We start from the raw sequence: 25,945 nt of genomic DNA, 5'->3' as shown, positions 1-25,945 counted from the left end.
CGGACCCGGCCGCCATGACGACATGCTTGCGCTTGCTGTGTTTGCTGCTGCCGCTGCTGTGCGGCGCCTGGCCGGACGCCACCGCCGGCACGGTGACGCTGCGCGTGGCGGCCCAGGAGGGCACGGAACCGAAGTTCATCGCCCGAGGCGGCGCCGTGGTGGGCCTGTGCGTCGATATCCTGCGCGCCATCGAGAAAACAGAACCCGGCCTGACCTTCACCGGCGACCAGCACTGGATGCCGCTGGTGCGCGTGTACGCGGAGCTGGCGCGGGGCGAGCAGGACGCGGCCTGCGGCGTGCAACGCACGGCGGACCGTGAAGGCAAATTCGTCTTCCTGGAGCCGTCCCTGTTCCCCATCAACTACATGCTGATGGCGCGCGCCGACGATCCCATCGTCATCAACAACTGGGACGATGTGCGCAACTTGGGGCCGGACGCGGTGGTGCTGGCCAACCGTGGTTTTGCCAGCGTGCAGATCCTGCAAGGGGTGGGTGGACTGAACGTGGATGCGCGCTCAGCCAGCCCGTCGATGAACCTGCAAAAACTGATCGCCGGACGGGGCCGGCTGTTCCTGCACCGCACCCCGGGCCTGCAAGCGTTCCTCGAGCGGTCCGGCGCGACCTACAAGGTCAGGATCTTGCCGGTGATATTGTCCAGCAACCGCCTCTACCTGGTGCTGGGCAAGCATGTGGACCACGACACGGCCGCCCGCGTGCAGCACGCGCTGACACGGCTGGAAAAATCGGGCGAACTGGAACGCTTGCTGCACCGCTGGGATGGCCCCGTCACGCCATAAGCCCGCACACCGGCCGGCATCAGCACGCTCGTGCTGAAACTTGATTGACAGCAACGCAAGATTTAGCCACTATCAACGTTTGCTGACTTTCACGTGACACCGATGCTGCCTTCCCGTTTCCGCCCGTCCCTGCTGGCCCTGCTGCTGGCAGCCGCCTTTGCCGCGCCCGCCGGCGCCGCATCCGTCGCCCAAGGCGCCCCGGCCAATTCCGCGACCCCGGCCACCCATGCCATCACGCACGAGGACGTCTGGCTGATGAAACGCGTGGGCGCGCCCGTGCCCAGCCCGGACGGCAAATGGGCCGTATTCTCCGTCACCGACCCGGCCTACGACAGCAAGGAACAGTGGTCGGATTTGTGGATCAAATCGCTGACCGACGACACGCCGGCCCGCCGCCTGACCTTCAGCAAGGGCGGTGAAGGCGGCGTCAGCTGGTCGCCCGACAGCCGCCAGCTGGTGTTCACGGCCAAGCGCGACGGCGACGAAGCGAGCCAGCTCTACCGGCTGGACGTGGCGGCCGGCGGCGAAGCCCAGCGCCTGACCACGCTGACGCTGGGCGCCCGCCTGCCCAAGTGGAGCCCGGACGGCAAGCAGCTGCTGTTCACCAGCGACATCTTCCCCGGCAATGCCAGCGAAGCGGACGTCAAGCAATCGGCCAAGGAACGCAAGGAGCGCAAGACCAGCGCGCGCGCCTATGAATCGTTCCCGCCCCGCTATTTCGACCGCTGGCTCGATGACAAGCAGGTGCGCCTGTTCGTGATGGATGCGCAGCCGGGCGCCGTAGCGCGCGACCTGCTGGCCGGCAGCAAGCTGGCCGCCCTGCCCGGCTTCGGCGGCGCCCAGGGCGACGATGGCCAGTCGCTCGACGCGCTGTGGACGCCGGACGGCAAGGCCGTGGTGTTCGCCGCCGCCACCAACCGACTCGACGCCGCCAGCACGCCCACCATCACGCAGCTGTACGCGGTAGCGCTGGCCGGCGGCGAGCCGCAAGCGCTCACGGCGGATACGCACAGCTACCACGCCATGCAATTCGCGCCGGACGGCAAGACCCTGTTCTGCCTGACGGAAGCAGAAACCAAGGGCAAGGTGTACGACCTGACGCGCCTGGCCAGCCTGCCCTGGCCCGTGGGCCAGGCCCAGCCCGCCATCCTCACGGCCGGCCTGGACCGCTCCATCTCGCGCTACGCGCTGCCCGAGGGCGCCCGGCGCGTCTACTTCAGCTACGAGCACGCGGGGCTGGAACAACTGCATTCGATGGCCTACGACGGCGGCGCCGTGCGCGACGAGCCGTCCGCCGCCACCGGCGCCATCAGCGCGTTGCGCGCCGGCGGCAAGGCGCTGGTGGGCGTGTGGGAATCGTCGGTCAACCCGCCGGAAGTGGTGGCCTTCAACGGCGCCCGGTCCAAGCGCCTGACGGACTTCAACACGGCGCGCGCGGCCAGCATTGACTGGCAGCCACCCGAGCACTTCTGGTTCCAGGCCGCCGACGGGCGCCAGATCCACAACATGCTGATCAAGCCGCCCGGCTTCGACCCGCACAAGAAATATCCGCTGTTCGCCGTGATCCACGGCGGCGCGGCCAATATGTGGCGCGACCAGTTCGTGCTGCGCTGGAACTACCATCTGCTCGCGCAGCCCGGCTACGTGGTGCTGCTGACGGACTACAAAGGTTCGACCGGCTACGGCGAAGAATTCGCGCGCGCCATCCAGTTCGACCCGCTCAAAGGCCCGGCCGACGAGCTGAACCAGGCGGTCGATGTGGCCATCCAAAAATACGCCTACATCGACGGCGACAAGCTGGCCGCCGGCGGCGCCAGCTACGGCGGCCACCTGGCCAACTGGCTGCAGGCCACCACCACGCGCTACAAGGCCATCGTCTCGCACGCGGGCGAGATGGACCTCGTGATGCAGTGGGGCACCAGCGACAGCATCCACAACCGCGAAACCAACAGCGGCGGCCCCGTGTGGAGCGACTTGCCCGTGTGGCGCGAGCAAAGCCCGGTCATGCAAGCAGGCAACCACGACAAGGGAACGGGCTTCCTCACCCCCATCCTCATTTCGGTGGGCGAGCTCGACTATCGTGTGCCGGCCAACAATGCGCTGATGAACTTCGCCACCCAGCAACGGCTGCATGTGCCCAGCAAGTTGCTGGTCTTCCCAGACGAGAACCACTGGATCCTCAAAGGCGAAAACAGCCGTTACTTCTACAACGAAGTACACGGCTGGCTGGCGAAATACCTGAAATGAGCGTCTGAAAAACGCTATAAACGATTTATATCATTGAACAAGGAGACAAGATGACGATTGCAAACTGGACGATCCTGGGCGCCTGCATGCTGCCGGTGGTGACGATGGGACTGGCGAAGGCGGCCTCGGTGCGCCTGCCGGACCGCAAGGCCCGCTACGACAACAACCATCCGCGCGACTGGGAAGCCAAGTTGACGGGCTGGCAGGCGCGTGCCTACGCGGCGCAGAACAACGGCTTCGAAGCGCTGCCCTTGTTCATCGCCGCCGTCATCCTGGCGCAGCAGGCGCACGCCGAGCAAGGCCGCATCGACCTGCTGGCGTTGAGCTTCATCGGCATCCGCATCGCCTACGTGGCCGCCTACCTGGCCGATATCGGCACGCTGCGCAGCCTGATCTGGGGCGCCGGCCTGGCGACCAACATCGCCCTGCTGGCCATGGCCTGATCCGGCCACGCCTGACGTCAAACGCGCGGGCCGCCCACGACGGCCCGCGCGTTCAACACGGGGCGGATGAAGCCCACTTTCCCTTATTTGTCCTTGCCTTCCCTTATTTGCGCTCGTTCTTATCGATGCGCAGTGCGCTCTGCACCTGGGTCACGCCCTTCACATTGCGCGCCACTTCCACCGCCTTGTCCACTTCCGTTTGCGATGGCACGAAGCCGCTCAGGCTGACCACACCCTGGTTGGTTTCCACGTGCACGTCCAGCGACTTCAGGTTCGGTTCCTTGAGCAGTTCGGCCTTGACCTTGGTGGTGATGACGGAGTCGGCCACTGCTGTTCCGGCCATGTCGGACTTGGTGCGGGTCAAGCAGGAAGCCTTGGCCGAACCCGTCATGGTGTTGCAATCCTCACCCGTCTGCGCCACGTCGGCCGCATGCTTCTCAGCCTTGGCATCGGCGATGGCCGCCGTTTGCGCGGACTTGGCCGTGTTCAGGCAATTGCGCTTTTCCGTGCCGGTCATGTCGGCGCACTTGGCCTTGGCCAGGTCATATTCGGCGTCGGCCACGGCGATCTCGGCCTTCTGCACCGACTTCTTCTCGTTCTTGTACTGCACCACGGCATCGGACTCCGTGTGCGCGCGCGTGGCCTTGGCTTGCTGGATGCAAATGTCTTTGGCGTTGCCCGACTGCTCGTCGCATTGCGCCCTGGCCGTCTTATAGTCGGCGGCCGCCTTGTCCATCATCTGCTTGTAGGCCACTTTGTCCATGTGGGGCGTGGCGGCAGCGGGCATGGCCGGATCGGCGGCAAAGCTGGCGCTGGCAAAGCCAGCCAGCACGATGAAGATAAGCTTGTTCATGGTGTGTTCCTTATCAATGGTTGACATGCAGATTAAATCCTCGCGCCAGCCGCTACTCTGTGCGAGAACGAACACAATCCGGGAATTCGGGACAAATAGGCTAAGGAACAGCGCGGCGTTTGTGGTGGATCAATCGCTGCCGGCCAAACCTTTGCTCCACAGCAGGGACACCTGCTCGAACAGTGGGGAGGGGGAGGAAAACGCTGCACGGTCGGCCGCCAGCCGCAGCCAGGCCGTGGTGTCGTGCGAAGCGCCGGCGCCAGGCTGGCGCACCTGGCGCATCCAGCGGTACACCTGCGCATATTGGGCCGGGTGGTGAGAAGCTGTCCATGACAAGGCCACCAGGTCGGCGTAGCCTTCCTCGCGCTGCGTGGCGCGCTGCACGCGGGCCAGTTCCAGCAGGTCGGCCGAGCTCGCATGCTGCTGGCCCACTTCGACGAAACCGGCCGGCAGCACATGCCATTGGTGATGCACGTAGCGCCAGCAATGGCCGATCTCATGGGCCGTCATGGCTTCGATCAGGATGGCGCGCTGGCCGTCGGGCACACCGTCGAGCACGCTCTCGGCGGCCGGGTTGCCGCGCATCGACAACACCAGCTTGCAGCGGCCGTTCTCAAAGCCCAGCGCCAGCGGCACATCGTTCGGCCCGGCCTGCGGCTGCACGGTGATATCGAGCGGCAAGCCCAACTCCTGCTTGGCGTAGCTGAGCGCAGGCAGGCCGGCCGTGAGCCAGCGCGTTTCCAGCTCGGTCAGCTGGGCCGCGCCCGCCAGGGCTGGCAACAACAGCAACAGGGATAAGGGGGTCTTGGACATGGCGCGATTCCTGAGTCGGACTCTAGCATGTCGGGCGCGCGAAAATTTACCTTGCGGAAGGTATTTTTCTACGTAGAAAAAGTGGAATGACTTTATGACAGCGGATGCGCACCGGCCGCGAGGGGCCGGTGCGCGGGCCGGGCTTATTTGCCCAGCAACGCTTGCGCCGTCGGGAACGACGGGCGGATATCGTTGGGCACGGCCTTCATCTTGTCGAGCGCCTTCTGCACGTCGGGACGGATCACGACGTACTTGGTCATCATGGCCTGGGCACGCGCATAGTCGCCCGTGGCTTCGATGGTGAGGAACTCGCGGTCAAGATCGGCCACCGCCTGTTTGATCTTCTTGAAATCCACCGCGAACGTGCCGTCGCCGTGCGACACGAAGCCGCCCTGGTCGAGCAGGTAGTTGATCTGGATCGCCATGCCGCGCGCGTGCGAATCGGTCAGGCCGAAGTGCAGCGTGCGGAAGCCCGAGGCCAGGAAGGTCGTGTACAGCTTGCGTTCAGCCGCCTCGCCCTGCCCCAGCACGCCGTTCAACTGGCCCTTGTCCATCATGTAGGCCAGCGCGTACAGGCCGGTGATGTCGGCCTTCGCTTCCTCGATGGTGGAATAGGCCGCCTTCAAGTCCTGGCGCGGCGTGGACGCGACGCCGTTGACGCGCGTAATGTGCGGACCCAGGCCATGCGTGATCTCGTGCGCCAGGATGTGGGTGAAGAAGGAATCGAAATCCACGTCCTTCTGGTCGGCCGGCTTGAGCACCAGCTTGGAGATCGGCGTCAGCGTGGACTTGAACTTCGCCTCCTGCACGTTCTTCAGCATCACGCGCTTGGAGCCGCGCTGGCTGATAATGCGCTCGTCGTTGGGCAGGTTGTAGGCGGCCGTCTGCACACCCATGTTGCCGTCGCCCGCGCCATACACCTCATTCACCACCACCATCGGCGCCAGCGCACCGACCTTGGGGTTGCGGTACTGCGCGTCCAGCGGCAGGTTATCTTCCAGCTCCTGCATGTGCTTGGCGAAGAAGTTGAGCTTCTCGGTTTCCTTCTGGTCGCGGATGTTCACATACGCTTCGAACGCGGCCTTGTAGCCGAACAATTCGTCGTTGTAGGTCTCGTAGGGGCCGATAGTCACGTCCACCGGCGAATCGAGATCCATCCACGCGAAATCGGAAGCCAGGTAGTCGTTCGACAGCAGCGCCTGCGCGCGCAGGCCGAGGAATTTTTTCAGCGACGCGTTATCGGTGGCGTCGGCCGCTTCGTTCAGCAGCGTGGCCAGGCGGGTCAGCTCCGGCTTGTATTCATCGGCGTACTTGACGGTCTTGAACTGGCCGTCGGCGCCCTGGCGGATCACGGTGTAGAACCACTGGGCCTGCTCCTTGTCAGCGGCAGGCAGGCCGTTGATCCACGTATCCAGCGCCTGCTTGCTGGCGCCGGCCGGGTAGAAATTGGCCGCCGCCGGCTTGGTGGCCGGAATGGTGATGCCCGCCACTTGCGCCGGCAGGAATGCGGCGTTGCCGTCGATGATGGACCACGGGCCCTTGTTGAGCCAGAAGTAGTTCAGGCGCGCCTTGCCCAGCGGGCTGCTGTCCTTTTGCAGCGAGGCCCACAGCGCCTCGTTGGACGCCCAGCGCTGGCGCAGTTGCAGCACGTCGACGATCTTAGCCGCTTCGACCAGCTTGGCGATGGCCTTGCGGTCGCCGGCCGACAGCGCCGACGTATCGGCCTTCAGTTCGACCGGCGCGAAGCGGGCCGTCATTTTATTGAGTTCGGCGACGTTGGCCGGCGCGGCGGATACAGCCGATGCGGCAACTGCCAGTACCACAGGAAGCAGGATGGTTTTCATGTGACCTTGTTGAAGGGATGGTAGGCCGGGTATTGTAATGCGTCTGCCTTAAGTTTCACCCCTGCATTTCACCCGGCGTTTCACCTTCTGCGTTCCCCCTGCTTCCCGCCGCCGCGCTTACCAGACGCGGTATTCCTGCCCCGTCTCGGCGCCATCGACGCTGCGCGCGTAAGCGAGCGCCACACGGCTGGCTTTGACCGGCTCGAAGCCGACAAAGAACGGACCGTACGCGGGCATCGATTCTTCCAGCACGGTGGGGCTGACCAGATTGATGCGCAAACCCCGCTGCAAATCGACGGCGGCGCCGCGCACAAAGCCGCCCAGCGCGCAGTTGACGGCGGCCGCGCTGCTGGCGTGGCGGATCAGCGGCCGCTCGCCGATGATGCCGCTGGTGAGCGTGATCGAACCGCCATCGTTCAGGTAGTGCTGGGCCACCATGGCCACGTTGACCTGCCCCATCAACTTGCTGTCCACGCCCACGCGGAATTCCTCGGGCGTGATATCGGCGAACGGCACCAGGCGCAGCGCGCCGGCGGCTACCACCACGGCGTCCACCTTACCGACCTGCTCGAACAGCCGGCGCACCTGGGCAATGTCCGCGATGTCGGCCTGGTGCTGGCCGCTGCTGCTGCCGACGGTGATGATGTCGTGACGCTGGCCCAGTTGTTCCACGACGGCCTTGCCGATGGTGCCGGCGGCACCGATAACGACTACTTTCATGTTGTGACTCCTGTCTGGTTGGTGAGTGCGAGCAGTATCTCGCCAAGCAAAAAAGGAATAAATGGGCTAGGATTTAGATCATTCCTAAATCACAGTTAGCAATCAATGGATAAACTGCGCAGCATGGCCATTTTTGTCGCCGTGGTGGATGCCGGCAGCTTCACAGCCGTCGCCGCCCGTTTCCGGCTCTCGTCCGTCATGGTGGGCAAGCACATCGCCCACCTTGAGGAAACGCTGGGCGCGCGCCTGCTCACGCGCACCACGCGGCGCCAGAGCCTGACGGAGATCGGTCAACAATACGCGGAACAATGCCGCGCCATCCTGGCCCAGATCGAGGCGGCCGAAACGGGCGCCGCCGCCATGCGCGCGGGCGCGCGCGGCCTGCTCAAGATCACGGCGCCCGTCTCGTTCGGCGCGGAATGGCTGAGTCCCGCCGTGACGGACTATCTGACCCTGCATCCGGACGTGAGCGTGGACCTGAGCCTGAACGACCGCATGGTGGACCTGGTGGAGGAAGGCTACGACCTGGCCGTGCGCATCGGCAAACTGGAGGATTCGACCATGGTGGCGCGCCCCCTGTTCCCGTATGCGATGGTGATCTGCGCCGCCCCCGGCTACCTGGCGCAGCGCGGCACGCCGCGCACGCCGGACGAACTGGCGCAGCACGAATGCCTGGACTTTATGCACTGGCCGCACGCCATGCGCTGGCGGCTGCGCGGCGTCCAGGGCGCCAACGCCATTCCGCCCAGCCGCTTCCGGGCCAACAACGGCCAGGCGCTGCGCACGGCCGCGTTGCACGGCTTTGGCATCGTGATGCAGGCCGAAGTGCTGCTGGCGCAGGACATCGCGGCCGGACGGCTGGTGACGATACTGGAGGATTACGTGCCGCAGGCGCGGCCCATGCATCTGGTCTATCCGCGCGACCGCCAACCCACGCCCAAGCTGACCACCTTCGTTGACTTCATGCTGGAACGCTTCGGGCCAGCGGCACGCTTGCCGCTGGCCTCTTCCGCCTAGGGACAACAGGGAGCGGCCGGGCCGCTCGCTGCAGGCTGATTGCGCCGCTTATCGGGCAAAGTATTGCGCAAGGTATTGGGCTACTTGTTGCGCAGCGTATTGCCCTGCTTATCGCAGAGACTTATTGCGCCGTCCTGGCCGCGCCGGTGGACACGGCCGCCAGGGCCGGCGAAGGCTGCCAGCCTGCGCCCAGCGCGCGCGCCACGTTCACGGTGGCCAGCAGGCGCTGGGTGTTGATCTGCACAGCGGCGCGGTCGGCCGCCAGCGCGCTGCGCTGGGCGTCCGTCACGTCCAGGTAGGTCGACACGCCGCGCTCGTAGCGGGCGCGCGCCACCAGGTAGGCGCGCGCAGCGGCCACTTGCGAGGCCGATTGCGCCTGGCCCTGCAACTGGCGCTGTTCGGCGTCCGACAGCGCGTCTTCCACTTCGCGCAGGGCCGTCAGCAGCTTGCCTTCGTGGTTGGCGACGGCTTCCTCGTAGCGGGCCTTGGCCACGGCCAGATTGGCCTTGTTGCGGCCGCCGTCGAAAATGGGCAGCGACAACGCCAGCGGGCCGACACTGAACTGGCGCGCGCCGCCCTTCGACAGTTCGCGCAGGCTTTCGGATGCGAAGCCGAAATTGCTGGTCAAGGACAGCGAAGGATAGAACGCGCCTTCGGCCACGCCGATCTGGGCGTTCGCCGCCCGCAGGCTGGCCACGCTGCCAGCCAGGTCGGGACGCTGGGCCAGCAGGCTGGCAGGCAGGCCGACGGGAATGGCGGGCGGCTGCGGCAACGCGCCGGCATTGTCGGCCGCCGGCAACCGCATGGCCGACGGCGAGGCACCCACCAGCGTGGCCAGGCTGTGTTCGAGCAGGTTGCGCTGGCGCTGCACTTCATGCAAGTCGGCCTGGGCGTTGGCGCGCTCGATGCGGGCGCGCGACACATCCAGTTCATTCGACAGGCCGGCGTCGAAGCGGGCCGTGACCAGTTCCTCCGTCTCGCGGCGCGTATCAAGCGCGCCCTTCAGGATCGCCATTTCGGCGTCCAGGCCGCGCAGTTGCCAGTAGGTGGTGGCCACTTGCGAGGACAGCAGCAACAGCACGCCGTCGCGGTCCGCTTCGGCCGCCAGCGCTTGCGCGTCGGATGCTTCCACCAGGCGGCGCACGCGGCCCAGCAAGTCCACTTCATACGACATCGACGCGCCCACCGTGTACTGGTTGCCCTTGATGGCGCGGCCGCCCAGCGCCAGCGCCTGCGACGTTTCGGCCGAGGTGCGCGAGTTGGCGGCCGAGGTGCTCAGGTTGACGGATGGCGACTGGTTGGCGCGCGTCACGTCCGACTGCGCCTGCACTTGCAGCAGGCGCTGGCCGGCCGCCTTCACGCTGGGGTTGTCGCGCAATGCCGTCTGTTCCAGGCGGTCCAGCGTGGCGTCGCCGAACACGGTCCACCACTGGGCCGGCAGATGCGCCTCGCTGGCGGCGCCAGGCGCCTGGTGGCGGAAGCTGGCGTCGGCCACGTTCTTCGGCGCGGCGAAGTCGCTGCCCACGGTGGCGCAGCCGGTCACGGCCAGCGCCACGGATGCGGCCAGGGTCAGGCGTTTGAATGCTGTGTACATGGCATTACCTCGAAATCAGTATAAATAGTATTATTTTTTGTGGAATCAATGCGCGCCGCCGCCACCGCTGGACGGGGCTTTGACCTTGTCGGAGAACCACAGCACGAAGATGCAGCCGATCAGCACCGCGCCGACCAGGAAGAAGCCGTCGTTGTAGGCCATCACATAGGCCTCGCGCCGCACGATCGAATCGACCGCCTTGAGCGCCATGTCGGAGGCCGTATTGGCATCGATGCCCTTGGCCACGAACGATTGGGTCAGCTGGTCCAGGCGCAGCTGGGTGGCGCTGGAGAAGCTGTTCACGGCTTCACCCAGGCGCTGCGAATGGAAGTGCTCGCGGGCGCTCAGGGCCGTGGCCAGCAGCGCGATGCCGATCGAGCCGCCCAGGTTGCGGGTCATGTTGATCAGGCTCGACGCGGACGGCGTGTCCTTGGGCGCGATGCCATTCATGGCGAAGTTCGACAGCGTCAGCATCACGAAGGGCTGGCCGGCGGCGCGCACGATCTGCGAGATCAGCAACTGGTCGTAGCCGGTGGTGGCGTCCATGTAGGCGTTCATCAGGCAGGAGCCGCCGAACAGCAGCAGGCCGAAGGTGCACAGGATGCGGTTGTCCACCTTGATCGACAGCTTGGCCACAAACGGCATGATGAACAACTGCGGCAAGCCAGCCCACATGATCACTTCACCGATCTGCATCGGCGAGTAGCCGGCAATCTGGCCCAGGTACAGCGGCAGCAGGAACGAGGAGCCGTACAGGCCCATGCCCATGCAGGCCGACAGCGCGGTGGCAGCCACGAAGTTGCGCTGGCCGTACAGGCCCAGGTTGACGAAGGGCTGGGCGCGCATGGTGCTGGTGACGACCCAGCCCAGCAGGCCGACGATGGCCAGCGCGGCGAAGGTGACGATGAAGGCCGAGTCGAACCAATCCTTGGAGTTGCCCTCTTCCAGGAACACGGTCAGGCTGCCCAGGCCCAGTGCCATGAAGGCGATGCCCAGCCAGTCGGCGTTGAACAGTTGGTCGAGTTTGACCGGTTCGCGGTCCAGGCCATACGAGATGCCGGCGATCAGCAGCAGGCCGGGCACCCAGTTGATGTAGAAGATAGAAGGCCAGCCATACAGTTCGCTCAGGTAGCCGCCCAGCGTGGGGCCCATGGAGGGCGCCAGCGTGGCCGTCAGGCCGAAGATGGCCATGCCGGTGGCGCGCTTGGAGGCGGGCAGCTTGGCCATCACCAGCGTCATGGCCATCGGGATCAGGGCGCCCCCGGTGAAGCCTTGCAGCATGCGGAAGCCGATCATGCTGGGCAGGTTCCAGGCCGAGCCGCACAGCGTGGAGAACACCAGGAACAGCGCCGTGGTGCCCATCATGTAGGCGCGCATGCCGAACACGCGCGCCATCAGCGCCGTCATGGGGATGATGATGATTTCCGCCACCAGGTAGGCGGTGGAGATCCACGAGCCTTCTTCCTGCGTGGCCGACAGGGTGCCCAGGATGTCCTTGAGCGAGGAGTTGGTGATCTGGATGTCGAGCACGGCCATGAAGGCCCCCAGCATGCCGGCGGCCACGGCCATCCAGGTGCGCGCCGAGACGTGTTCGCCCACCATGGGCGGGCCCAGCGGCTTGGCGCCGGGCGGCAGGGTTTGGGTGCTGCTCGTCATGACCGGCGCTCCTTACTTCTGCGCCACTTTGGCGGTGGCGGCAGCTTCGCCGCGGTTCACTTCCACTTCGGCCAGGGCCGACATGCCGGGCACCAGGCGGCCGCTCAGGGCTTTCACGTCCTCCGGCTTGAACACGATCTTGACCGGCACGCGCTGCACGATCTTGGTGAAGTTGCCGGTCGCGTTATCGGCCGGCAGCAGCGCGAACTGGGCGCCCGAGGCCGGCGAGAAGCTCTCCACCTGGCCCTCCAGGGTCTTGCCGGGGATGGCGTCGATCGTCACCTTCACGGGCTGGCCGGCGCGCAGGTCGGCCAATTGGGTTTCCTTGAAGTTGGCCGTCACCCACACGTTGTCCTGCACGATGGCCGTCAGCTGCTGGCCGGGCTGCACGCGCTGCCCCACTTCCACGGCGCGCTTGCCGATGCGGCCCGTGACGGGCGCCACGATCTGGTTGTAGGCCAGTTGTTGCTGGGCGTCCTTGAGCTGCACGCGCAGCACCTTGATCTGGGCCTTGAGCACGTCGCGCGCGGCCGTGGCGGCGCCGATGTTGGCCTTGGCGGCGGCGGCGCTGTCGCGGCGCGCGGCCAGGTCGGCCACGGCGCTGGCACGGCCGGCGTTGGCCGCGTCCAGCTCGGCCTTGGAGACGGCCTTCATCTGGCTGTTATACAGCTGGCCGAAACGCTCAGCGTCCTGCTTGGCGCGCACCAGCTGGGCTTCCGACTGGGCCACCTGGGCGGCGGCGGCGCTGGCCTGGGCCTGCACCTGGGCGATCTGGGCGTCGGACTGGCCCACCTGCTGTTCGGTGGTGGCGATCTGGGCCTCGATCTGCTCGACCTTGACGCGCTGGTCGGCCGGATCCAGCTCGGCGATCACGTCGCCTTCGTGCACCAGCTGGTTATCTTCGATCATCACACGCGTGACAACGCCAGAAATGCGCGACGACACCGGATGCACATGGCCCGTCACATAGGCGTTTTCCGTCTCGACGAAATAATGGCTGCGATACCACATGCGGCCGCCGGCGGCCAGCGCGGCCAAGGCCACCAGGCCAGCCACCACCAGCACGCGGCGGTTGGGCTGGGGAGCGGCCGGCGTTGCGCCAGGGGTCACGCCCGAGTTTGCGCCGGGTACGGCGTTGAGCACTTTTTGTTCTGCTTCGGTGTGCAGGTTGGACATGGAACGCTCCGGAAATGAAATTGGGTAGGTGCATTATTGGTCAAGTTTTGGGCAAAGTCAAGAAATGAAACGATTGCATTTCATTTTAATTTGGACTACATTATCGCCATCGACTACCATTGCGTCCCATGAAGATTTCCGCCCCCACCGCCCTGGAACCGGACAGCGTCCAGCTCGACCGCGCCGCCAACGACGCCTCCGACCATCAGTGCCCCGGCAAGAGCGCCGGCCGCCCGCGCGCGGCCGACAAGCAGGCCCGGCTCGATAGCCTGCTGCAGACGGCCGCCTGCCTGTTCCTGGAAAAGGGCTACAGCAAGGTCAGCCTGGAAATGATCGCCCGCGAGGCCCACGTGGCCGTGCGCACCATCTACGTCAAGTTCGGCGGCAAGGCCGGCTTGCTGAACGCCGTCATCGCCGAGGGCCGGGCCCGCTTCTTCGCCGGCATGAGCAGCATGGACACGGACACCCGCCCCATGGAGGAAGTGCTGGCCGATTTCGGGCTGCGTTTCCTGGGCCTGGTGTCGGCGCCCGCCTTCGTCAAGCTGCACCGCATGGTGATCGCCGAAGCCCACACCACGCCGGAACTGGCCATCACCTTCAACCAGGCCGGCCCGCAGCAGACGCGCGAACAACTGTCGCGCTTTTTCGCCCGCCCCGAAATCAAGGCCCAGCTGCGCACCCAGGTGCCGCACGAGGCGCTGGCCGTGCACCTGATTAACTGCCTGCTCGGCGACCAGCTGAGCCGCGTGCTGTTCGCTGCCGACACGCCACCCACGGCCGAGGAAAACCAGCGCCGCGTGGCGCAAGGGCTGGACCTGTTCCTCAACGGCGTACGCGGCCCCGCGCGCGACTGACGCTGCAAAACCTTGCGATTTGCGCCATACTATCTCTTTACTAACAGGAGACAGCATGAGCAAGTCGAATCGTCTTGAATGGAGCAGGCAGGTGGCGCAGTTGAACGAGCGCATCAAGGGATTCCAGGCCAACCCCGACCAGGAACAACTGGAGGCCGCCATCGCCGAGCTGCGCGCCTATGCCGAGGCGGCCCGCAACGGCGGCATCGAAATCCCCGCCCAGTTCATCGCCAGCTAAAGCTCCCCCACACCACATCAACACCCCACCGCCCCGTGCCGCCCGGCACGGGCGCATCCGCCGCTTGCGCATAAAAAGCAACAGCAAGACCCGTCTTTGCGTCCCCGCCCCGACCATGGCTTCAACCAGTCGAACACCACGCCAAGGTTGTATTGAAGACCGTCAAATATGAGCGTATAAAAGTAACATTCGCCGCAACCCACCGGCCGTCCTGCGGTCCATGGACAGCCATCCACCACGAAAGGACGACCATGCTTTTCCTGCAGCGCATGCGCTTGTGGCAACGATTCGCCCTGCTGGGCATCATCGGCATCCTGCTCGTGGCGCCGCCGCTCTACCTGTACCTGGAAGGCGCCAACAAGGACATCGCCTTTTCCAGCACCGAGCAGGATGGCCTCACACCCGGCAGCGCCGCGCTGACGCTGCTGCAGAAGACCCAGCAACACCGGGGCCTGTCGGCCGCCTACCTGGGCAACGGCCAGCTGGCCAGCGAGCGCGCCGCCAAGGAAGCGGAAGTGAACGTGGCGCTGGCCGCCGTCGCCAAATCGCTCAAGGGCAGCAGCCGCGACATCGACGCCGCGCTGGGCGCTGTCCGCGAAGCCTGGGACAGCCTGGCCAAAGGCGTGGCCGCGCGCACCATCACGCCAGCGGAAAGCCTGCAACGCCACGCGGCCCAGTCCGACCGCCTGCTGCTGCTGATCGAACAGGTGGCCGACCACTACGGCCTGTCGCTGGACCCGGACGCCGACACCTATTACCTGATGCGGGCCGCGTATTTCGACTTGCCCCAGGAGACGGAATACCTGGGCCGTACCCGCGCCAAGGCCACCAGCCACCTGGCCGCGCGCCAGATCGACACGGAAGGCCGCTCCACGCTGTACAGCCTGATGGCGCAAAGCGAGCTGTATTCCAACCTGGCTGGCCGCACGCTGGGCAAGGCCTACGCGGCCAACGGCGCGCTGCGCCAGGCGCTGGACCAGGACGCGACGGACGCCAGCACCATGGCCGCCAACGCCATCGCCGTGACCCGCACCAAGGTGGCGGCGGCCGACACGCTGACACTGCCGGCGGCCGAATACCTGGACCTCATGACGCGCACCATCGACCAGCAATTCAAGACCGCCTTCCACGCCAAGGGCCAGCTCGACCAGTTGGTGGCGGCCCGCGTCGCCAGGCTGCGCAGCACCCGCAACCTGCTGGCCGGGTCGGTGGCCGGCATCGCCCTGCTGGCCGCGTTCGCGGGCTGGGCCATCAGTGTCAGCCTGATCCGCCAGCTGGGCGGCGAGCCGGCCTATGTGGCCGATATGCTGGCCCAGGTGGCCGGCGGCGACCTGCGCGCCAACATCCAGGTCCGGCAGAACGACCGCAACAGCATCGTCTATTGCCTGAAGACGATGGTTGAACGGCTGTCGGCCGTGGTGGCCGAAGTGCGCGGCGGGGCCGAGGCGCTGGCCAACGCCTCCAACCAGGTCAGCAGCACGGCCCAGTTGCTGTCGCAGTCCACCAGCGAGCAGGCGGCCGGCGTCGAGCAGACCAGCGCCTCGGTGGAACAAATGACGGCCTCGATCGCCCAGAACACGGAGAACGCCCGCGTCACCGACGATATCGCGGCGCGCGCGGCCAGCGAGGCCGGCGAAGGCGGCGAAGCCGTGCGCTCGACCGTGCAAGCGATGCAGCAGATCGCCAACAAGATCGCCATCATCGACGATATCGCCTACCAGACCAACCTGCTGGCCCTGAACGCGGCCATCGAGGCGGCCCGCGCGGGCGCGCACGGCAAAGGCTTCGCGGTGGTGGCGGCCGAGGTGCGCAAGCTGGCCGAACGCAGCCAGGTGGCGGCCCAGGAGATCGAGTCGGTCGCCAGCGGCAGCGTGGCGCTGGCGGAACGGGCCGGCGGCCTGCTCAACCAGATGGTGCCCAACATCAGCAAGACGTCCCGGCTGGTGCAGCAGATCACGCTGGCCTCGGCCGAACAGACCTCGGGGGTACGGCAGATCAACGTGGCCATCAACCAGTTGAGCCAGAGCACCCAGCAGAATTCGGCCAGCTCCGAGGAACTGGCGTCCACGGCCGAGGAGATGAGCAGCCAGGCCGAGGAGCTGCATCAGACCATGTCGTTCTTCAAGGTGGCGCAGGTGGCACAGGCGTCGCAGGGGAGGCCCAACGCGCTGCGGGCGGCCTGACGCCTGGGGCCTGGGGCGCAGCCCAAAAAAACGACACGGCGCCCGCTTGCCCGCCCTGCGGGTGTGGCGGGCGGGCCAAGCCACAGGAAAACTTGTGTTGAATGCCGTCAAGTTTGAGAGTATAAAAGTGATAGTCACGATCTCCTGGCGCCTGCCAGGATTGAACCTGCCAGCTCCCTGATCGGAAGGAGATGCCTATGTGTCTTTTACCGCACCCGCCTGATCGGCGACGATGAACGCTGCCAGCCATGCCCGGGATCGACGCACTGATCCCGGCCTGACCCAGCCTCCCCCAACCTGAAATGAAATACCACCGGCCACCGCGGCGCCTGCGCGGTGCGGCTGCGGCCGCCCCTGCGCGGCCCCGGCGCCGGTCACACGTCACGCACATCAGCAACAACACGGGCCGCAGTGAACGGCAGCCACGGGCGCTGCCGGACCAGGCCCGCGCTTCATCAGGAGAGCATCATGCGCAGCAGATTGTCCATCAAGCAGATTTTCGCCGGGTTCTTCCTCTTTACCCTCACCCTGTCGGCCCTCAGCCTGTGGGCCTTGTTCCAGATCGCGTCGCGCCAGGCCGAATCGACCAGGGCCAGCGAAGCGCGCTACCACTCCTACCTGCTGGCCGACGAACTGCGCCAGAGCTCGGACGACCTGACCCGCCTGGCGCGCACCTACGTGGTATCGGGCGATCCGCGCTACGAGCAGCAATACATGGACATCCTGGCCATCCGCAACGGCGCCAAGCCCAGGCCCCAGCACTACGAGCGCATCTACTGGGACTTCATCGCGGCCGGCATGCCCAAGCCCACGCCCGACGGCGAGACGGTGGCGCTGGCCGAGCTGATGAAAAAGGCCGGTTTCACGGACACGGAATTCGCCAAACTGAAACAGGCGCAAGCCAATTCCGACGGCCTGGTCAAGACCGAGGTGATCGCCATGAACGCCGTCAAAGGCTTGTTCGACGACGGCACCGGCAAGTTCACCAAGAAGGGCGAGCCGGACCTGGAGATGGCGCGCCGCATCATGCACGACGAGGAATACCACAAGAACAAGGCCAAGATCATGCAGCCGGTGAATGAATTCCTCACCATCCTCGACCAGCGCACGGGCGAGGCGGTGGAAGCGGCGGCGGCCGGCGCGCGCCATGCCTACCTGCTGGCCATCAGCCTGCTGGTACTGTCGGTGGCCGCCACGCTGGTGGGCCTGTATTTCGTGTACCGCCACATCCGCGACAGCATCCGCAGCGCCGTGGGCTGCGCGGAAATGATCGCGGCCGGCGACCTGACGGGCCACATCGAAGCGCACGACAACGACGAGGTGGGCCTGCTGATGCGGGCCATGGACACCATCAACAACAACCTGGCGCGCATGATAGGCGACATCCGCAGCAGCACCGACGAGATGACCACGGCCACCCATGAAATCGCGCTGGGCAACGCCGACCTGTCGGCCCGCACCGAGTCGCAAGCCAGTTCGCTGGAGGAGACGGCCAGTTCAATGGAAGCGCTGACGGGCACAGTGACACAGAACGCCGGCCATGCGCGCCAGGCCAACGAACTGGCCGCCAGCGCCTCCACGGTGGCGGCCCAGGGCGGCGAAGTGGTGGCACAGGTGGTGCAGACGATGGGCGCCATCAAGGACAGTTCCGGCAAGATCGTCGACATCATCGGCGTGATCGACGGCATCGCGTTCCAGACCAACATCCTGGCACTGAACGCGGCCGTGGAAGCGGCGCGGGCTGGCGAACAGGGACGGGGCTTCGCCGTGGTGGCATCGGAAGTGCGCAACCTGGCCCAGCGCAGCGCGGCGGCGGCCAAGGAAATCAAGGCGCTGATCAACGATTCCGTGGAACGGGTGGACACGGGCAGCAAGCTGGTGAACGACGCCGGCCAGACCATGGACCAGATCGTGCAATCGGTGCGCCAGGTGGCCGACATCCTGGTCGAGATCACGGCCGCCAGCCAGGAGCAGAGTACCGGCATCACGGAAGTGAACGCGGCCATCACGCAGATGGACACCATCACCCAGCAGAACGCGGCGCTGGTGGAGCAGGCTGCGGCGGCGGCCGAGAGCCTGCAGGAACAGGCGCAGGCGCTGGCCCATGCCGTGAGCATCTTCCACGTACCGGGTGGCGCGCACGCAGGGCACGCAGGGCACGCAACAGCGGCGCGGCCCGCGCTGGCGCCGGCCAGAGCGCCCGCGCCGGCCGCCCCGCCCGTCGCGGCGGCCCGTCCGCGTCCCGTGCTCAAGCCGGTGCCGCGCGCGCCCGCACCGCAACTGGCGGCCAAGCCGGCCAAGACAGCCAGCAAGGTGCCAGGCACGCCGGCCGACGAGTGGGAAGAGTTCTAGTGGCGGCAGGGCGCGCCGCAGCGGGCCGCCCTTACTGCCCTTACTTGTAGATGCCGGAGCCGACGATCAGGTCGCCGCTGCGCTCGACGTAGCCGGCCTTCAGGTCGACCTGCTTAGTGATCGGGTTGGGCCACTTGTATTCGACCCAGCCCTTGCCGGCCGGCGAACTGGCCACGTCGATGAAACTCTTGACGATGTACTTGCCTTCGCCGTCGCGCAGCTCCAGCAGGTTGCGACCGACCATCTTGGGATTGACGCCGTGGGCCACGGACACGCCCTTCATGTCGTACACGTAGACGTACAGGTCGCGGTCATGGAACGTGGTGTTGGCCGGATTGGCGAATTCAGCGAATGCCTTCTCCTTGCCATGGTCCTTGATGTAGGCGACCGCTTTCTGGGTCATGGCGACGGCTTCGGCCGCCGTACCTTTCTCGGTGGCGCCGGCGGGCGCCAGCGCGCATAAGGACGCGCCGAGGATGGCGCAGCTCAACAGGGCTTTCATACGTTGTCTCCGTAATTGGACTGATTAGTCTTCGTGGCAGCCCGCAGGCTACTGCGTGCAGTATCGGAGAAAACCGCCTGCCTGTCGTCCGTAGAAATACGGATTCGCCAGAAAAAAAAACCGGGGTCAGGTCATGAAGTCATGCAAGTTGCGTGACTTCATGACCTGACCCCGGCGTCAGCCTTAGCGCTTGCGCGGCGGCGGCAGGTCGGTGCAGCTGCCTTCGTACACTTCAGCGGCCATACCGATCGATTCGCCCAGCGTCGGGTGCGGGTGGATGGTCTTGCCGATGTCGGTGCCGTCGCAACCCATCTCGATGGCCAGCGCGATCTCGCCGATCATGTCGCCGGCGTGGGTGCCGACCATGGTGCCGCCGATGATGCGGTGGGTCTCGGCGTCGAACAGCAGCTTGGTGAAGCCTTCGGCGCGGCCATTGGCCACGGCGCGGCCGCTCGCGGCCCACGGGAAATGGCCCTTCTCGACCTTGATGCCCTTGGCCTTGGCTTCGTCTTCCGTGATGCCGGCCCATGCCACTTCCGGATCGGTATAGGCCACCGATGGAATGACCTTGACGTCGAAGTGCGACTTCTGGCCCACGGCCGCTTCGGCCGCCACGTGCGCCTCATGCACCGCCTTGTGCGCCAGCATGGGCTGGCCCACCAGGTCGCCGATGGCGAAAATGTTCGGCACGTTGGTGCGCATCTGGCTGTCGACCGGAATGAAGCCGCGGTCGGTCACCACCACGCCAGCCTTGTCGGCGGCGATCTTCTTGCCGTTCGGGCTGCGGCCCACGGCCACCAGCACCAGGTCGTACAGCTGCGGCGCGGGCGCCGTGGCGCCTGCCTCGGCGGCCTCGAAGGTGACCTTGATCCCTTCGGGCAGCGCTTCCACCGCGACCGTCTTGGTCTTGGTCATGATGTTGTCGAAGCGCGCTTCGTTGTACTTCTGCCAGACCTTGACCGCGTCGCGGTCGGCGCCCTGCATCAGGCCATCCATCATTTCGACCACGTCGATGCGCGCACCGAACGTCGAGTAGACGGTCGCCATTTCCAGGCCGATGATGCCGCCGCCGATGACCAGCATGCGTTTCGGGATCTGGCGCAGTTCCAGCGCGCCGGTCGAATCGACGATGCGCGGATCTTCCGGCACGAACGGCAGCTTCACCACCGAGGAACCGGCGGCGATGATGGCCTGCTTGAACTGCACCACCTTCTTACTGCCATCCTTGGCGGTCACTTCGATATGGTTCGCGCTCAGGAACTGGCCGACGCCGACCACAACCTGCGTTTTGCGTGCCTTGGCCATGCCGGCCAGGCCGCCGGTCATGTTCTTGATCACGCCTTCCTTGTATGCACGCACCTGGTCGATGTCGATGGTGGGCTTGGCGAAGGTGACGCCGGTCTTGGCCATGTGGGCCGTCTCGTCGATCACGGAGGCCACGTGCAGCAGCGCTTTCGACGGGATGCAACCGACGTTCAGGCACACGCCGCCCAGCGTTTCGTAACGCTCGACGATGACCGTGTTCAGGCCCAGGTCGGCCGCGCGGAAGGCGGCCGAGTAGCCGCCAGGACCGCCGCCCAGCACCATCATGTCGCAGTCGATGTCGACGGCGCCGGTGTAGCTGCCGCCGATCGGCGCCACGGCCGGGGTGGCGCTCGGTGCCGGGGCAGGCGCCGGGGCCGGTGCGGCCGCAGCAGGTGCCGGGGCCGCTGCCGCAGGCGCGGCGGCAGCGCCGCTCGCTTCCACGATCAGCAGCAGGCTGCCTTCATTGACCTTGTCGCCCGCCTTGACCTTGAGTTCCTTGACCACGCCGGCGTGGGTCGAAGGGATCTCCATGCTGGCCTTGTCCGACTCCACCGTCGCCAGCGACTGGTCGACCTTGATGGTATCGCCCACCTTGACCATCACCTCGATCACTTCCACGTCCTTGAAGTCGCCGATGTTCGGTACTTTCACTTCCACAGTGCTCATAGATCGCTCCCCTTACAGCAGAATTTTGCGCATGTCGGCCAGCACTTCGCCCAGGTACACGGCGAAGCGTGCACCCATGGCGCCGTCGATCACGCGGTGGTCGTAGGACAGCGAGGTGCCCATCATCAGGCGCGGCTGGAAGGCCTTGCCATCCCACACCGGCTTGATCGAGGCCTTGGACAGGCCCAGGATCGCCACTTCCGGCGCGTTCACGATAGGCGTGAAGTGCGTGCCGCCGATGCCGCCCAGCGACGAGATGGTGAAGCTGGCGCCCTGCATGTCGGTCGGTTTGAGCTTGCCTTCGCGCGCCTGTGCCGACAGTTCGCCCATTTCCTTGGCGATCTGCGCCACGCCCTTCTTGTCGGCGTCCTTGATCACGGGGACCACCAGGCCGTTCGGGGTGTCGGCCGCGAAGCCGATGTTGTAGTACTGCTTGAGGATCAGGTTCTCGCCCTTCTCGTCCAACGAGGCGTTAAAGGCCGGGAACTTCTTCAGCGCGGCGACGGAGGCCTTGATCACGAACGCCAGCATGGTCAGCTTGGCGGCATCCTTGTTCTTGGCGTTGGCAGCGTTGGACTCGACGCGGAATGCTTCCAGGTCGGTCACGTCGGCTTCGTCGAACTGCGTCACGTGCGGGATCATCACCCAGTTGCGGTGCAGGTTAGGACCGCTGATCTTCTTGATGCGCGACAGCGGCAGCAGTTCGGTGGCGCCGAACTTGCTGAAGTCCAGCGACGGCCATGGCAGCAGGTCCAGGCCCACGCCGGTGCCGCCGGCGGCAGGCTTGGCGGCGCCGGCTGGCGCGGCCACGGTACCAGCCATCACACCCTTGACGTAGCCCTGCACGTCGGCCTGGGTGATGCGGCCTTTGGGGCCGGTGCCGGGCACCAGGCCCAGGTCCACGCCCAGTTCGCGGGCGAACTTGCGGATCGACGGCGAAGCGTGCGACAGCTTGCCCGTCACCACCGAGCCGGCCGAAGCGGCTGGTGCAGCGGCGGCGGCAGGAGCAGCGGCAGCAGCGGCAGGCGCGCTGGCGGCAGCGGGTGCGGCTGCTGCGGCAGGCGCGGCTGCTGCGGCAGGTGCAGCGGCGCCACCGGTTGCCTCGACCACCAGCACCAGCGAACCTTCAGCGACCTTGTCGCCCACCTTGACCTTGATTTCCTTGACCACGCCGGCGTGGCTGGACGGGATTTCCATGCTGGCCTTGTCCGATTCAACGGTGATCAGCGACTGGTCCACCTTGACCGTATCGCCAACCTTGACCATCACTTCGATCACTTCCACTTCCTTGAAGTCACCGATGTCGGGCACCTTCACCTCGACCGGGCCGGCCGATGCGGCTGGCGCGGCAGGTGCTGCGGCAGGCGCTGGGGCAGCGGCGGCAGGCGCCGGTGCTGGTGCGGCGGCGGCAGCCGGTGCGGGTGCGGCGGCGGCGCCGTCGGCTTCCACCAGCAACAGCAGCGAACCTTCCGCCACCTTGTCGCCCACCTTGACCTTGATCTCCTTGATCACGCCGGCCTGGCTGGAGGGGATCTCCATGCTGGCCTTGTCCGATTCCACGGTCACCAGGGACTGGTCGACCTTGATCGTGTCGCCCACCTTGACCATCAATTCAATGACTTCGACTTCCTTGAAATCGCCGATATCCGGGACTTTGACTTCCACAATGCTCATAGCGTTTGCTCCGTATTCTGTTTATTGGGTCACCGGATTTGGCTTGTTGGCGTCGATGCCATACTTGGCGATCGCCTGCTCCACCACGGACACGTCGATCTTGCCTTCTTCGCTCAGCGACTTCAGCGCGGCGACCGTGATGTAGTAACGGTTCACCTCGAAGAATTCACGCAGCTTGGCGCGGCTGTCGGAGCGGCCGAAACCGTCCGTGCCCAGCACGCGGTAGGTGCGGTTCTTCGGCACGTAGGCGCGGATCTGCTCCGCGAAGGCGCGCATGTAGTCGGTGGTGGCGATGATCGGGCCTTCGGTGCCTTGCAGGCATTCGGTGGCGTACGGCACGCGCTGCGTCTTGCCCGGGTTGACCAGGTTCCAGCGCTCGCAATCCTGGCCTTCGCGGGCCACCAGCGTCAGCGACGGAGCGGACCACACGTCGGCGGCGATGTTCCAGTCGTTCTTCAGCAGTTCGGCGGCGAAGATCGATTCGCGCAGGATGGTGCCCGAGCCGATCAGCTGCACGCGCTGCTTGGCGGCCTTGTCGCCTTCCTGCAGCAGGTACATGCCCTTCAGGATGCCCGCTTCCTGGCCAGCCTTCAGGCCAGGGTGCGAGTAGTTCTCGTTCATGATGGTGATGTAGTAGAACACGTCTTCCTGTTCCGCCACCATGCGGCGCAGGCCGTCCTGGATGATGACCGCCACTTCATGCGAGAAGGTCGGATCGTAAGGCACGCAGTTCGGGATGGTGGCCGCGATGATGTGGCTGTGGCCATCTTCGTGCTGCAAGCCTTCGCCGTTCAGCGTGGTGCGGCCGGCCGTACCGGCCATCAGGAAGCCGCGGGCGCGCATGTCGCCGGCCGCCCAGGCCAGGTCGCCGATACGCTGCATGCCGAACATCGAGTAGAAGGTGTAGAACGGCACCATCACGCGGTTGTTGGTGGAGTACGACGTGGCCGCCGCGATCCACGAGCTCATGCCGCCCGCTTCGTTGATACCCTCTTGCAGGATCTGGCCGGCCTTGTCCTCGCGGTAGTACATCACCTGGTCCTTGTCGACCGGCTCGTACAACTGCCCTTGCTGGTTGAAGATACCGATCTGGCGGAACAGACCTTCCATGCCGAAGGTACGCGATTCGTCGACCAGGATAGGCACCACGCGCTGGCCCAGGTTAGGGTCTTTCAGCAGCGAGGTGATGATACGCACGTAGGCTTGGGTGGTCGAGATTTCACGGCCTTCCGGGGTCGCGTCCAGCACGTTCTGGAACGTGGACAGCGCCGGCACCGGCAGGGCTTCCTCGGCCTTCTCGCGGCGCTGCGGCAGGTAGCCGCCCAGCGCGGCGCGGCGCTCGTGCAGGTATTTCATTTCCGGCGAATCGTCGGCCGGCTTGAAGAACGGGATCTCGGCCAGCTTGTCGTCCGGGATAGGCAGCGCGAAGCGATCGCGCATTTCGCGGATGGCCGCGTCGTCCAGTTTCTTGGTCTGGTGCGCCGTGTTGCGCGCCTCGCCCGACTTGCCCATGCCGAAGCCCTTGACGGTCTTCACCAGGATCACGGTCGGCTGGCCCTTGTGTTCCTGCGCGACCTTGAAGGCGGCGTAGATCTTGTGCGGATCGTGGCCACCACGGGTCAGGCGCCAGATGTCGTCGTCGGTCATGTTGGCGACCATTTCCAGCAGCTTCGGATGCTTGCCGAAGAAGTGCTTGCGCACGTAGGCGCCATCCTTGGCCTTGTAGTTCTGGTATTCGCCGTCCACGGTTTCCATCATCACGCGCTGCAGGATGCCGTCCTTGTCGCGGGCCAGCAGCTCGTCCCAGCCCGGGCCCCAGATGACCTTGACCACGTTCCAGCCGGCGCCGCGGAAGTCCGCTTCCAGTTCCTGGATGATCTTGCCGTTGCCGCGCACCGGACCGTCCAGGCGCTGCAGGTTGCAGTTGACGACGATGACCAGGTTGTCCAGCTGTTCGCGCGCGGCCATGCCGATGGCGCCCATCGATTCCGGTTCATCCATCTCGCCGTCGCCGCAGAAGGCCCACACCTTACGCTCGGCCGTGTCGGCGATCGAGCGCGCGTGCAGGTACTTCAGGAAGCGCGCCTGGTAGATGGCCATCAGCGGGCCCAGGCCCATGGACACGGTGGGGAACTGCCAGAACTTCGGCATCAGTTTCGGGTGCGGGTACGAGGACAGGCCCTTGCCGTCCACTTCGCGGCGGAAGTTCAGCAGCTGTTCTTCGGTCAGGCGGCCTTCCAGGAAGGCGCGCGCGTAGATGCCGGGCGAGGAGTGACCCTGGATGTACAGCAGATCGCCGCCGTGGGTGTCGCTCGGGGCTTTCCAGAAGTGGTTGAAGCCGATGCCCAGCATGTTGGCCAGCGAGGCGAAGCTCGACAGGTGGCCGCCCAGGTCGCCGTCGGCGCGGTTGGCCTTGACCACCATCGCCATCGCGTTCCAGCGCATGTACGAGCGCAGGCGCTCTTCCAGTTCCAGGTTACCGGGGCAATGGGCTTCCTGGTGCTGCGGAATGGTGTTCACATAGGCCGTGTTGCTGGAGAACGGGATGTGGGCGCCGCGGCGGCGCGCCAGGTCCACCAGGCGCTCCATCAGGTAATGCGCGCGATCCGGACCCTCTTGTTCGAGCACCGCTTCCAGTGCATCAAGCCATTCTTTCGTTTCCTGCGAATCAGGGTCGATGGCGGTGAGCGCCGTTACCTGGTCAAGTTGAGCTGACATGTATGAAGTCTCCTGTGTGAATGCCTTGATCCAGGGATCGCCGGCGGACGGTACTGCGCTGATTATTTACCAATACGACAATTTAGTGGGTAGATTCTAACAGCACTTCCACGCTTTTTCAAATAGCGATATGAGTTTTTATAATGTGAAATGCGCTGTCGTTTTTTACCACCACAGGTGCTGCGTTGCAGCATGCGCGCCGGCCGGGAGATCGCCGGAAATGCGACAAGAATGCCCGTCACTACAGGGAGAAGAGAGAAATCGTGGGTTGTATAGTCAGCACTTGACAGACA

19 protein-coding genes are annotated in these 25,945 nt (G+C 65.6%); 8 read left to right on the top strand and 11 right to left on the bottom strand.

What is annotated here, in order from left to right; translation table 11 throughout:
- The first annotated feature begins 14 nt into the window (after nucleotides 1–14).
- The 3 genes from H3H37_RS13920 (at nucleotide 15) to H3H37_RS13910 (ending at nucleotide 3,487) form a co-directional block, all read left to right on the top strand.
- Complete coding sequence (locus H3H37_RS13920) at nucleotides 15–797, top strand: substrate-binding periplasmic protein (protein ID WP_182163432.1); 783 nt, start codon at nucleotides 15–17, stop codon at nucleotides 795–797.
- Nucleotides 798–899: 102 nt separating this feature from the next.
- Nucleotides 900–3,044, top strand: a complete 2,145-nt coding sequence (locus tag H3H37_RS13915; RefSeq protein ID WP_182163430.1) for an alpha/beta hydrolase family protein — start codon at nucleotides 900–902, stop codon at nucleotides 3,042–3,044.
- 50 nt (nucleotides 3,045–3,094) lie between these two features.
- Complete coding sequence (locus H3H37_RS13910; protein ID WP_182163428.1) at nucleotides 3,095–3,487, top strand: MAPEG family protein; 393 nt, start codon at nucleotides 3,095–3,097, stop codon at nucleotides 3,485–3,487.
- A 103-nt stretch (nucleotides 3,488–3,590) separates the two neighbouring features.
- Here the strand turns inward: H3H37_RS13910 and H3H37_RS13905 are convergent, their stop codons facing one another.
- From H3H37_RS13905 to H3H37_RS13890, 4 genes are all read right to left on the bottom strand, one after another.
- Nucleotides 3,591–4,340 (bottom strand): BON domain-containing protein, encoded by a 750-nt coding sequence (locus tag H3H37_RS13905; protein ID WP_182163426.1) that lies wholly within the window; start codon nucleotides 4,338–4,340, stop codon nucleotides 3,591–3,593.
- A gap of 129 nt (nucleotides 4,341–4,469) precedes the next feature.
- On the bottom strand, nucleotides 4,470–5,153 hold the full coding sequence (locus H3H37_RS13900) for a hypothetical protein (protein ID WP_182163424.1): 684 nt from the start codon (nucleotides 5,151–5,153) through the stop codon (nucleotides 4,470–4,472).
- Nucleotides 5,154–5,296: 143 nt separating this feature from the next.
- The gene (locus H3H37_RS13895; protein WP_182163422.1) at nucleotides 5,297–6,997 is read right to left on the bottom strand and encodes a DUF8614 domain-containing protein; all 1,701 of its coding nucleotides are present in this window, start codon (nucleotides 6,995–6,997) and stop codon (nucleotides 5,297–5,299) included.
- A gap of 117 nt (nucleotides 6,998–7,114) precedes the next feature.
- Entirely contained in the window at nucleotides 7,115–7,717 is a 603-nt protein-coding gene (locus H3H37_RS13890; RefSeq protein ID WP_182163420.1) for a short chain dehydrogenase, read from the bottom strand.
- A gap of 105 nt (nucleotides 7,718–7,822) precedes the next feature.
- Between H3H37_RS13890 and H3H37_RS13885 the strand changes: the two genes are divergently transcribed.
- Nucleotides 7,823–8,734 (top strand): LysR family transcriptional regulator, encoded by a 912-nt coding sequence (locus H3H37_RS13885; RefSeq protein ID WP_182163418.1) that lies wholly within the window; start codon nucleotides 7,823–7,825, stop codon nucleotides 8,732–8,734.
- A 121-nt stretch (nucleotides 8,735–8,855) separates the two neighbouring features.
- Here H3H37_RS13885 and H3H37_RS13880 read toward each other — a convergent pair whose 3' ends face one another.
- The 3 genes from H3H37_RS13880 to H3H37_RS13870 are packed head-to-tail and all read right to left on the bottom strand — an operon-like array spanning nucleotide 8,856 to nucleotide 13,160.
- Nucleotides 8,856–10,328 carry an efflux transporter outer membrane subunit gene (locus H3H37_RS13880; RefSeq protein ID WP_182163416.1) on the bottom strand — a complete coding sequence of 491 codons (1,473 nt, stop codon included), beginning with the start codon at nucleotides 10,326–10,328 and terminating at the stop codon, nucleotides 8,856–8,858.
- 45 nt (nucleotides 10,329–10,373) lie between these two features.
- Complete coding sequence (locus H3H37_RS13875; protein WP_182163414.1) at nucleotides 10,374–11,984, bottom strand: DHA2 family efflux MFS transporter permease subunit; 1,611 nt, start codon at nucleotides 11,982–11,984, stop codon at nucleotides 10,374–10,376.
- Nucleotides 11,985–11,996: 12 nt separating this feature from the next.
- Nucleotides 11,997–13,160, bottom strand: coding sequence for an HlyD family secretion protein (locus tag H3H37_RS13870; RefSeq protein WP_182163412.1), 1,164 nt, complete (start codon nucleotides 13,158–13,160; stop codon nucleotides 11,997–11,999).
- Nucleotides 13,161–13,288: 128 nt separating this feature from the next.
- On the opposite strand from H3H37_RS13870, the gene H3H37_RS13865 reads away from it, so the two are divergent.
- From H3H37_RS13865 to H3H37_RS13850, 4 genes are all read left to right on the top strand, one after another.
- Entirely contained in the window at nucleotides 13,289–14,014 is a 726-nt protein-coding gene (locus H3H37_RS13865) for a TetR/AcrR family transcriptional regulator (RefSeq protein WP_182163410.1), read from the top strand.
- Nucleotides 14,015–14,069: 55 nt separating this feature from the next.
- Nucleotides 14,070–14,252 carry a hypothetical protein gene (locus H3H37_RS13860; RefSeq protein ID WP_182163643.1) on the top strand — a complete coding sequence of 61 codons (183 nt, stop codon included), beginning with the start codon at nucleotides 14,070–14,072 and terminating at the stop codon, nucleotides 14,250–14,252.
- A 251-nt stretch (nucleotides 14,253–14,503) separates the two neighbouring features.
- Nucleotides 14,504–16,435, top strand: a complete 1,932-nt coding sequence (locus tag H3H37_RS25865; protein WP_229218830.1) for a methyl-accepting chemotaxis protein — start codon at nucleotides 14,504–14,506, stop codon at nucleotides 16,433–16,435.
- A gap of 468 nt (nucleotides 16,436–16,903) precedes the next feature.
- Nucleotides 16,904–18,787, top strand: a complete 1,884-nt coding sequence (locus H3H37_RS13850) for a methyl-accepting chemotaxis protein (RefSeq protein WP_182163408.1) — start codon at nucleotides 16,904–16,906, stop codon at nucleotides 18,785–18,787.
- A 40-nt stretch (nucleotides 18,788–18,827) separates the two neighbouring features.
- Here the strand turns inward: H3H37_RS13850 and H3H37_RS13845 are convergent, their stop codons facing one another.
- From H3H37_RS13845 to aceE, 4 genes are all read right to left on the bottom strand, one after another.
- Entirely contained in the window at nucleotides 18,828–19,289 is a 462-nt protein-coding gene (locus H3H37_RS13845) for a cache domain-containing protein (protein WP_182163406.1), read from the bottom strand.
- Between the two features lie 183 nt (nucleotides 19,290–19,472).
- A complete protein-coding gene (gene lpdA / locus H3H37_RS13840) occupies nucleotides 19,473–21,260 on the bottom strand; it encodes a dihydrolipoyl dehydrogenase (protein ID WP_182163404.1) in 1,788 nt (595 codons plus the stop codon).
- A 12-nt stretch (nucleotides 21,261–21,272) separates the two neighbouring features.
- Nucleotides 21,273–22,934, bottom strand: coding sequence for a dihydrolipoyllysine-residue acetyltransferase (gene aceF / locus H3H37_RS13835; RefSeq protein WP_182163402.1), 1,662 nt, complete (start codon nucleotides 22,932–22,934; stop codon nucleotides 21,273–21,275).
- Between the two features lie 21 nt (nucleotides 22,935–22,955).
- Nucleotides 22,956–25,652, bottom strand: a complete 2,697-nt coding sequence (gene aceE, locus H3H37_RS13830; RefSeq protein ID WP_182163400.1) for a pyruvate dehydrogenase (acetyl-transferring), homodimeric type — start codon at nucleotides 25,650–25,652, stop codon at nucleotides 22,956–22,958.
- Between the last annotated feature and the right edge of the window lie 293 nt (nucleotides 25,653–25,945).

Source organism: Rugamonas brunnea (assembly GCF_014042345.1).
GTDB lineage: Bacteria > Pseudomonadota > Gammaproteobacteria > Burkholderiales > Burkholderiaceae_D > Rugamonas > Rugamonas brunnea.
This window is presented reverse-complemented; position numbering and strand designations above follow the sequence as displayed.